This window comes from Stenotrophomonas sp. TEPEL (assembly GCF_004348785.1).
Classification (GTDB): domain Bacteria; phylum Pseudomonadota; class Gammaproteobacteria; order Xanthomonadales; family Xanthomonadaceae; genus Stenotrophomonas; species Stenotrophomonas indicatrix.
Genome location: NZ_QQXJ01000001.1, coordinates 3759294 through 3767390 on the forward strand (window position 1 = coordinate 3759294; position 8097 = coordinate 3767390).

Annotated in this window: 9 protein-coding genes; all 9 read right to left on the bottom strand. The window is 67.1% G+C overall.

Going from position 1 to position 8097, the window contains the following annotated elements; translation table 11 throughout:
* Positions 1-72: 72 nt before the first annotated feature.
* Positions 73-1713: a CsgG/HfaB family protein gene (locus TEP_RS17215; RefSeq protein WP_132826079.1), complete on the bottom strand. Its 1641-nt coding sequence runs from the start codon at positions 1711-1713 to the stop codon at positions 73-75.
* Positions 1714-1729: 16 nt separating this feature from the next.
* Positions 1730-2404 (bottom strand): hypothetical protein, encoded by a 675-nt coding sequence (locus TEP_RS17220; RefSeq protein ID WP_032977073.1) that lies wholly within the window; start codon positions 2402-2404, stop codon positions 1730-1732.
* 134 nt (positions 2405-2538) lie between these two features.
* Entirely contained in the window at positions 2539-3639 is a 1101-nt protein-coding gene (locus tag TEP_RS17225) for a hypothetical protein (RefSeq protein ID WP_025878386.1), read from the bottom strand.
* Complete coding sequence (locus TEP_RS17230; protein WP_025878385.1) at positions 3630-4826, bottom strand: hypothetical protein; 1197 nt, start codon at positions 4824-4826, stop codon at positions 3630-3632. Before TEP_RS17230 ends, TEP_RS17225 begins: the two co-directional genes overlap by 10 nt.
* Positions 4827-4933: 107 nt before the next feature.
* A complete protein-coding gene (locus tag TEP_RS17235) occupies positions 4934-6196 on the bottom strand; it encodes a sigma-70 family RNA polymerase sigma factor (protein ID WP_132826080.1) in 1263 nt (420 codons plus the stop codon).
* A gap of 45 nt (positions 6197-6241) precedes the next feature.
* Entirely contained in the window at positions 6242-6598 is a 357-nt protein-coding gene (locus TEP_RS17240; RefSeq protein WP_132826081.1) for a DUF1428 domain-containing protein, read from the bottom strand.
* A 24-nt stretch (positions 6599-6622) separates the two neighbouring features.
* The gene (locus TEP_RS17245) at positions 6623-7033 is read right to left on the bottom strand and encodes a VOC family protein (RefSeq protein WP_132826082.1); all 411 of its coding nucleotides are present in this window, start codon (positions 7031-7033) and stop codon (positions 6623-6625) included.
* Between the two features lie 34 nt (positions 7034-7067).
* On the bottom strand, positions 7068-7490 hold the full coding sequence (locus TEP_RS17250) for a VOC family protein (RefSeq protein WP_025878381.1): 423 nt from the start codon (positions 7488-7490) through the stop codon (positions 7068-7070).
* A gap of 39 nt (positions 7491-7529) precedes the next feature.
* Positions 7530-7946: a YciI family protein gene (locus TEP_RS17255; protein WP_132826083.1), complete on the bottom strand. Its 417-nt coding sequence runs from the start codon at positions 7944-7946 to the stop codon at positions 7530-7532.
* Positions 7947-8097: the final 151 nt, after the last annotated feature.

Below are 8097 nucleotides of genomic sequence, written 5' to 3' on the forward strand. Positions count from 1 at the left end.
AAACACGAAGGGGTCAGATCCCTTTCCCAGCGGGAAAGGGCTCTGACCCCATCGGTGTGTTGCCTGAGCCTGTTACCAGTTCGGGTCTTCGGCCGGGGCGGCGGCGGGCTTGGGCTTGCTGGCCGGGCGCGCTGCGGCGGCCGGGGCGGCCGATGCGGTTGCGCCGGCGGCGGCCTTGGGCTTGCTGCCGAGCTTCTGGCGCAGTTCGATCTGGCCGGGGCGGAAACCACCGCGCATCGCGTCGACGCCCTCTTCCAGGGTGCCGTAGGAGGTCTGCGCGGCAACGCGGTCGATGCGGATGGTGCAGCACGGATGCTCGCTGCGGCCGAGCGAACGGCCGGTCTGCGGGTCCTTCAGCTCCTCGCCCAGGCGCACGGCCTGCCAGCGCTGGCCGACCTGCACGGTGTCACCGCCCTGGCTCAGCACCACCTGGTCGCCATCGACAGACACCACCGACACCGGGAACAGGGTGGTGACGATGGTGGTACCGATCTGGCCGGACAGCGATTCCATCATCGCCGCGGCCATGCTGCGGCCATTGACCACGCGCGGCAGCGTGCTCGGGCCGGTTGAGGCCAACTGATGGTCGAAACTGTCGGACATCACCACCTGGCCGGTGGTGGCATTGACCAGGCGCAGGGTGATGCGGCCGCCACCGGAATACGAGGTCACCTGGCGATCGGACATGCGCAGGTTGCGCACGCTGCGCGGGTACTCGAACCGTTCGATGGTCGGAATCAGGATCAGGTCGGTCGCCAGCTGCTGGCCAACGCGCGCGGTGTCCTGCAGGCGCACGTTGCCACTGTTGATGTGGTCGATCTCGGCCTGCAGTTCGTCGCCGAACTCGCGGTCCAGCACGATGAAGCGCTGGGTCTGGGTAAGCGTGTCGGACAGCCGCGCGCGGATCGCCTGGGCGACCTCGTCGGCGTTCACCCGGCCATCGCCAACGGCATAGCTGCCCGACTTGGTGCGCGGCAGGGCCACCACGATCTTCGGCTTGCCTTCTTCATCGGGTGCCCGGTACTGGGCAATCTGCGCGCGTACACGCACCTTCCAGTAGCTGCGCATGCTGCGCCGGGTGACATCCGAATCGAAGGAGCTGGCACCGCGCTTGGCGTCTACCTTGACCTGCTCTTCGTAGTTCTCCTTGACGCTGGCCGACGCCGAGCCGCCCTTGGCGGAGGCTTCGCCGGAAGCGCTGGCCGAGGCCGAACCCTTGAAGCTCCAGCCTTCGTCGCTGGCGCGCACGCGGGCGATGGTTTCTTCGTCGAGCTGGCTCACTTCATCCTGCGAGAGGATTTCATAGCCCAGCACCGCGCCCTGCGAGCCGGCAATCATCTGCTGGGAGAACGCGTCGGCGCGGATATCGCCGACGTGTTCACCGTCCACGTCCACATGCAGGCCTGCGCGCAGGCTCTGCATCTGGCTGGCCACGCGTACGCCGTTGACCTGGGCCACGGCCGACTGCAATGCCGCCAGCACCGCCAGTTCCGGGGTGCTGCCGATACCGTCGGCCTCACGCGCGACCTGGGTGGTGCCGCCGAAATCCGGCGTGCCACGCAGGGGCGCTTCCTGCACCGGCGCATTGCTGGCCAGTGCACTGGCAGCCTTGTCCTTGGCCGGAGCGGTTTCTGCCGGTGCATCCTGCTTGCCGCAGGCTGCCAGGAGGGCCGCTGCCAGGCCCAGGCCGATCAATCGAGTCGTCGTACGCATGCGGAGCTGCCTCGTATCAGAGCGAATCCAGCATCGAATCGGCGTTGGACGGCACCTTCACCTTGCTCTTCTTGGCGAAGGTCACAGCCGACTTGGTCGAGCCGTACAGGCCCTTGATGAAGCCCGGCGATTCCTTGGCAACCCAGGCACCGGCGGCCAGCTTGCGGCCAACGGTGGCCATCTGGGTGGCGCCCAGGTTCTTCATGCCGGCCGCAAAGCCGCTGGCTTCGCCGCTCAGCTTCTGTGCTTCGGCAGCAGAGGCCAGCAGCGAGACCAGGCCTTCGGCGTAGTGCTGCTTGGATTCAGCATTCAGTTCCGGCTGTGCGGCCTGGCGCTCGTCGATGGCGGCCTGGGCGGCTTCGCTGACCGAGACCGACTTCTTCATCGCATCGACGTTCACCGAACCGGACGACAGCGCCTGGCGCTCGGCTTCCAGCAGCTGCACCTGCTCGGCCAGGCCGAAGGCACGGGCGAAGGAGGTCTGTGCCTGCAGCGAGTGCGACTGCGAGCTGACGAAACGACGGACCAGCGCTTCCTGCGCGGCTTCGTCCGGAGCGGCAGCGCTGGCGCTGCTGCTGGAGGTACCGGTGGCGCCGCCGGCCAGGTCCTTCAGCTTGCCGAACTGGGCGTGGGCCGGCATCGACAGGGTGGCGGCCGCGATGGCAACGACGAGAGCGGTATTACGGATCATGGAAGAGTCCTTTGGGAGAGACGGCCGCAATGCGGCGCGCGGGATCGGGGATAGCAGCGGGTGGGTGCCGAGCACGCTCGGCACCCACCAGAGCCGGTAGCACCGGGCCATGCCCGGCGAACGCAGCGGCAACGTCAGCGGACCGCCTTGACGTTCAGTTCGTTGATCATCTGCTGGGCGGCCTTTTCGGCAGCCAGCTGCAGTGCATTGGTACGGGCGACGGTTTCGTTCGGGCCGGTACCGGAGAACTGCACCGGGCCCACCGACGACACGGTGCGCGGGAAGCGACCGGTCACGTCCAGCACCTTGCCGGTTACAGTGACGAACACGCGGGTGTTGCCGCTGGCCGGATCACGGTCGCGCATGCCAACGTCGAGGGTACCGACGGCGATGTACGGGATGTTCGCCGCGCGGATGCCGTTGGCGGTATCGCGCAGGGTGGCCGCGGAGAGATCGTTGCCGGTGCTGAAGTCCTTGCGGATGCGCTCGATGCTGAGCAGGCCGCGCGACTCGCCTTCCACGTATTCGGCTTCAACCACTTCGTAGCCGGCGGCGCTGAAGGCACCGGTCATGGCCGTGTTGACTTCGGCGGCATTGGCCACCTTCCAGCTGATGTTGTCGCTGCGGGCGGTGGTGCTGCCGCCGCTGGTGACCGACACCGAGCCGTTCTGGTTGATGCTGCCGTTGGTGCTGACCGAGTTGCCGCGGAAGCTGTCGCCCTCACGGGTGTTCTCGCTGTAGCTGCTGCTGGCGTCGACGCGGCGGTATTCCTTGTCCTGGAACGACTGCACGGTGTCCTGCGAGCGCGCCATGAACAGGAAGGTCAGCAGCGAGCGCTGTGCGGCGGTGGCACCGGCCACGGCCGAACCGGCGTCCAGCTTGGTCTGCAGCAGGGTGGTGTTGATTTCGGCGCGGACGGTGACGCTGTAGGTCTTGGCCTTCTTGTCTTCGTTGTCCGACAGCTGCACCGCGCTGAGCACGTAGCGGTCGATTTCACCGAGGAACTCGGCGCGACGCGATTCGAACAGGCGCAGCTTGGCCGCACCGGATTCGGCGATGTACGCCTCCAGTGCATTGGCCTTGGCCTTGTTCAGGGCCTGCGCACGGGTATCGGCACTCAGGCGCAGGCTGTAGCTGGCCGAACCGGTACCGCGCGAGCTGGCGGTCTGCGCGGCGACCGGCGAGGCCACCGCCAGGGCGATGAGGATGAGCAGGATGGTACGCATCAACGACATGATTTGATCAACTCCTGGAGGGCTTGGGTCTGTTGCTGCAGCGGGCGTCCGCCGGGCTTCTGCTCGTCCAGCCAGGCGCGCGAGTCGGCGCGCTTGGCGGCGGCGCCGGCGAAGGCATCGAAGCCGGCCAGCAGGGTTTCGTAGCTGGCCGACCACTGGTCGACCTGCCACTGCGTGACCGGCACCACCTTGGTGGCGCCCTTGCGCAGCGGCTGTTCGAAGTACACCTTGCCGGAGAACGGCTCGGTGACCTTGGCGGTGAAGAACGCGCCGAACAGCATCGTCTTCATCGCCGGCGTTTCACTGATGACGCCGTTCTTCAGCGCATCCACCTGCAGGCTGATGACGTAGTCGGCCTCGGGGATCTTCAGCTGGTAGACCTTGCCGTCGGCAAAGCGCGCGGCCATGGCACCGCCGATCGCCTGGCCCGAGGCCGGCGGCAGCAGGCCGACACCGGTATTGGACGACAGCGTCTTGGACAGCTCATGGGCCAGCGTGGCGCGCAGCGGACCGGCCCACTTCGGGTCGGGCAGCTTGGCCAGCGTGGCGTCGGACAAGGTCACCGCACCCACCTGCAGGCGACGCGTGGCCGCTTCCGGCAGCTTGGCCTGGGCCAGGGTGGTGGCCAGCACCTGCGACAGGCTGGTATCGGCACCGCCGTACAGCAGATCGGCGACGATCGCATCGATATCGTCGCTGTCCGGGCGGTACTCCTGCACGTCGATGCGCTGCAGGGTAAGCGGATAGGAGGCGATCACCTGGCGCTCGCGGAAATCGAAGAACAGCGCCTGCAGTGCCACTTCCACCAGCACCTTGTACTGGTCACCGATCGGTTCGACCGACACCAGCTCGCGGTCCAGCGCAGCGGCCAGCACCACGGCGCTGGTGGTGCCGTCGAGCATCGCCACCGGCTGGTCGATCAGTTCCAGGTTGGCCGGCGCGCGGCGCTTGAGCGCCTGTGCCAGGGTCTGGTTGAGCGGAATCAGGCCACGCTTTTCCAGCACGGCATGCGCATGCGGGGTGGTCGCCTGTACGGCGGCGGCGTCAGCGGTGTAGGCAAAGCCGGCCCAGTAGGCCTGCTGCGATTTGTCTGCGGCCTGGCTGGCCAACGGCCATACGGCCAGGCACAGGGCATAGGCAAGCAGGCGCGCAAAAGCGCGCGGTGCGCTCTTCGTCCTTGAAAACATCCAACCGCTCCTCGGTCACGACACACGAATGTCAGGCGCGAACACGCCCGCTGGGCGCGAAACATAGCCGCTCCGGGGCAAACCGACAAGTGCTGACCTTGCCGGCTTCAATTTTCCTGCGGCAGGCCGGCCCGTTGCCGCAGAAGGGTCCGCTCTGCCTGGTTCTGGCTCAACGCCGCTGCCGAGGCGAATGCGTCACGTGCGTCCTGCTCCCGCCCCAGTTGCTGCAGCAGTTCTCCGCGCACCACCATCAGCGGTGCGTAGCCCTGCAGGCGTGGCTCGTCCAGCAGCGGCTGCAACAGCGCCCATGCCGCGAACGCGCCTTCGCTGCGCGACACCGCCACCACCCGGTTCAATGCCACCACCGGCGATGGCATGACCTGCAGCAGTTGCGCATACAGTGCAGCGATGCGCGCCCAGTCGGTGTCTTCGGCACGCCGCGCACTGGCATGGCAGAAGGCGATCCGCGCCTGCAGCACATAGGGGTCGTCGCCGCCGCCCGCCGACACCGCACGCGCCAGTGCCTGCTGGCCGCGTTCGATCTGCAGCCAATCCCAGCGCGCCCGGTTCTGCTGGTCCAGCAGGATCGGCGCGCCCTGCGCATCCACCCGTGCCGCCGCGCGCGAGGCCTGCAGTTCCATCAGCGCCAACAGCCCCAGCACCGGCGGTACCGGCATGCGATGGGCGAGGATGCGCGCCAGCCGCAGCGCCTCGGCGCACAGCGCCGGTCGCATCCAGTCGTCGCCTGCGCTGGCCGCATAGCCTTCGTTGAACACCAGGTAGATCGCCTCCAGCACCGAGGCCAGTCGTGCCGGCAATGCATCGGCACGCGGCACTTCGTAGGGGATCTGCTTCTGCGCCAACGTGCGCTTGGCACGCACGATGCGCTGGGCAATGGTCGGCTCCGGCTGCAGGAACGCGCGGGCGATCTCGGTCGTGGTCAGCCCGCCCAGCAGGCGCAGGCTCAGCGCTACCCGCGCGTCGGCAGGCAGGACTGGATGGCAGGCCACGAACATCAGCCGCAGCAGGTCATCGCCGATATCGTCTTCCAGCGCCTGGCTGTCGTCCGGCGCGGGCAATGCGGCCGGATGCAGTTCCTCTCCCCATTGCGCATGCTGCTGCGCCACCCGACGGTGCTGGCGCAGCACATCGATGGCACGGTTGCGCGCGGTGGTCATCAGCCAGGCTCCAGGATTGTCCGGGATGCCCTGCACCGGCCAACGCTCCAGCGCGGCCAGCCAGGTGTCCTGGGCCAGCTCTTCGGCACGACCGACATCGCCGCCGAGCAGGCGCGCCAGGCGCGCGATCAACACTGGCGATTCCATCCGCCAGAGGGTGTCCAGGCGCTGGCTCAGGGCGGGCTCGTGCATGCGCCGATCACAGCATGCGGGCCCGGCCCGCACAAGCGCCGGCGTTCACGCTTCCACGATCGGCTTGAATCCGCCCCAGAACATGCGCTTGGTATCAAACGGCATATCCTTCGGGCCGATATGCGCCAGCCGCGGGTCGGCCATCACCTTCTTGTTGGTGCGGTCGCGCGCGGCACGCGTGCGGAACACCACGAAGGCCACGATCACCGTTTCGCCCGGCTTGAGCTTCACCGCCTGCGGGAACGAGGTCGATTTCCCGGGTTGCACATCATCGGCCACGCATTCCATGTACCGCAGCGCGCCATGGTCCTTCCACACCGCGCCAGCCTGGCGGGCAAGGCGGCGATAGGCCGCCACCTTGTCCTGCGGGCACGGCAATACGTAAGCATCCACGTAAGCCATGGGGATTCTCCCGGTGGCGGCCGCTCAGCCCGGCTCGCCATCCATGTGTGCGATTTCCCAGAGATGCCCATCCAGGTCCTGGAAGCCGCGCTGGTACATGAAGCCGTAGTCGCGCGCCGGCTGCGGTTCGCTGGCACCGGCGGCCAGCGCCTTGTCCACCATGGCGTCCACCGCCTTGCGGCTGTCGGCCGACAGGCAGGTGATCACCTCGGTGTGGCTGTGCGCATCGGCAATCGACTTGTTGGTGAACTGCTTGAAGAACGGCTGGGTCAGCAGCATCACGAAGATGCTGTCGCTGATGACCATGCAGGCCGCATCGTCATTGGTGAAGGTCGGGTTGAAGCTGTAGCCCAACGCGGCGAAGAAGGCCTTGGATGCGTTCAGATCCTGCACGGGCAGGTTGACGAAGATCATCTGCGGTTGCGGTGCACTCATCGGTAAAGCTCCTTGTGGATGAAAGAAAGAGGACTCAGGGCTGCTTCATGCAGTTGACCATCCACGGCTTGCCGTAGCGGTCGGTCAACATGCCCCAGCGGTGGGCCCAGAAGGTTTCGGCGATCGGCATCTGCACCTGGCCACCCTCGGCCAGCGCCGCGAAAACGCGTTCGGCTTCTTCGATGCTGTCCACGTCGACGTTGATGGTGGTCGAACCACCCTCGCCGCCGCCAGGACCATCGGCTGCCATCAGTATCGCTGCGCCGATCTCCAGCTGGCTGTGGGCCACATGGTCGAGGGTGTCGGCCGGCATTTCATTGCAGCCCGGCGAGCCGTCGGACGGCGGCATGTCGCGGTACTTCATCTCCGACGTGACCTGGCCGCCGAGTGCCTTGGCGTAGAACGCCATTGCGTCGTGGGCCTGGCCGCTGAAGCCGAGGAAGGGAATCAGTTTCATGGGAATGCTCCGTAGGATGGGATGAATGCGCGGCCGTGCTCAGGCACGGTCGAGCTGCTCACGCAGACGCTGTTCCTGCTGCTGTAATTCAGGGGTGAAGGCTTCGCCGAAGTCTTCGGCCGAGATCAGCGGGCGCAGTTCGAGGGCACCGCCGGCGCCGAAGGGCGCACGGCTGGCCCATTCGGTGGCCTCGTCCAGCGAGCGCACCTCCCACAGCCAGAACCCGGCGATCTGCTCGCCGGCCGGGCCGAACGGGCCGCTCTCGACCCGGGGCGTACCACCGCCGAAATGGACGCGCCGGCCGCGCTGGGTGGCATGCAGGCCTTCCCCGGCGAGCATGATGCCGGCGGCCACCAGTTGTTCGTTGTAGGCGCCCATGGTGGCCAGTTCCTGTTCGGTGGGCATGCGCCCGGCTTCGGAATCGGCGTTGGCTTTGACGATCACCATCACTTTCATTGCGGTCTCCGCTGGGCTGCGGGTGCGTGCCCTTCCCTCTTACAACGAACCAGGGGCGCGGGAATCGACACCGTCGTGCGAATTATTTTTCCTGCGGAGAGCGCGCCTTCGGCGGGGATCGGCGAACGGCGGGGCCCCTCCGTGGTGGGGT